3 protein-coding genes are annotated in these 1,507 nt (G+C 61.9%); all 3 read right to left on the bottom strand.

Annotated elements, in window-relative coordinates:
* A partial coding sequence (locus ACSEXW_RS28160) for a phage tail protein (RefSeq protein ID WP_438449503.1) occupies positions 1-519 on the bottom strand: 519 nt, incomplete at its 3' end.
* Between the two features lie 4 nt (positions 520-523).
* A complete protein-coding gene (locus ACSEXW_RS28155) occupies positions 524-724 on the bottom strand; it encodes a hypothetical protein (protein WP_438449502.1) in 201 nt (66 codons plus the stop codon).
* Positions 721-1,507 (bottom strand): phage late control D family protein (locus ACSEXW_RS28150; protein ID WP_438449501.1); only part of this gene is annotated, 787 nt, incomplete at its 5' end. The genes ACSEXW_RS28155 and ACSEXW_RS28150, both read right to left, overlap by 4 nt.

Raw genomic sequence — 1,507 nt, 5'->3', positions numbered from 1 at the left:
CGTGGCCGCCGACACGTTTGGGTTGGCCCGCTTTTGTTCGGCCTTGTCCGGTGGACTGTAGATGGACGGGCTCGGCTCCAGTCCAATCGCCACTCCAGCTGCCGCCTTTTTACTGGCCGAGGCTTCTGCGCTGCCTGCCCGCACATACTCCTCCAGCTCGAGCTTCAGCACGGCCTTGATGAGCCATCCCTGAGCATCCAGGAGAGGATCGCTTACCGTGGTCGACTTCAACAGCCACTTGTTCCGGCCGAGAGGCTTCTCCCCGAGGATGAAATAGTCCGGCCTGGCCTCATCGCGGATGGCCTCCCAAACCTCGATCTCAGCCCGCACGTTTTGTCCCAACTCCGCTCGCAGGGGGATGTCGAAGGAAATGGTACTGAGCGTCTTCCCCTTGATGTAGGTGGACGGCTTATCCTGCAGCTTCTCCTGGGCCTCCGTATCGAGGGCACCGCCCCAGCCCAGGCCGTCGAACGTGTACATCCCCTGAAACACCTTGCCTTGATACGATGCGATGGGCATCCGGTTACCCTCCTCTCACAGCGATGATCAGCCCGTCGGCCAGGCTATCCGAAAACAAAGCGACGGCTACCTCATCCCCAACCTCCAGCGTGACATGGTCCGCATAAGGAAGCTCCGGAGTGACGGAATCGTCCAGGTCCGCAAAGGTAATTCGGGCCACCCTGCGGACCGCATCCAAGGAGCTCACGCGCCCTTTATGGATCATGCATATCCCTCCAATGGCTTCCGCAAAGTGAGCTTCGTTCGGTCATGCACCGGATCATGAGTAAGCTGGTCGATGACGTACAGCCCATCGAACAACCCCACGCCATCGATCCGAACGACGCTGCCGGCGGCGAGCCCGGTATTCATGGTGACCGTAAGAGTGCCGGTTACCCGGTACTTGTTTGCGCTCCGGAGCAGCCCCCGGGCCCACCGATCGGCCTCCGCCTGGTTAGAGAGCGCCAGCTTGTGAACGGCCATCGGGCCGGTGGTATCCGGAGCGGTGAAGGCCGCCTGGATCCGCTCCCCGGTCGGCCCCCGCCCGAAGACCCGGCAGCTGCCGTAGATGTCCGTCGACTTGTCAATAAAGCGGAACTGCCCGATCATGTCCCCGGTACGGATCGTGGTGGTTTCTGTTCGGCTAGCCTCGGCGCTCTCATCAAACAAGATCACCTTCCGGTCTGTCACCTTCAGACCGTACCCCTCGCGGGTGCAGCGGCTGGCCAGGAAGGCGAAGTCCGCTTCCTCCAGCTGGTCCACCCGGTCGTACAGATGGTTCGTCACCCCATAGGTCCGCACCTCGAAGCCGTGGCGCGCCGCCAACTGCGTAGCGAACTCCAGGAATCGGACGCTCTCCCAGCCCTGGGAACGGACGCTCTTGGCTTCCTGCGGGATGGACAGGGCCTTCATGGCAAATTCCCCGGCGCCTTGCTCCAGATGGTCGATGAACATGGCCCCTGTATCGAAGCTGCCCGTTCTCACCTGCAGGAGGTCATTTTTCCGGGGC

It is taken from the genome of Oryzibacillus soli, from assembly GCF_051594765.1.
GTDB lineage: Bacteria > Bacillota > Bacilli > Paenibacillales > NBRC-103111 > Paenibacillus_AR.
This window is presented reverse-complemented; position numbering and strand designations above follow the sequence as displayed.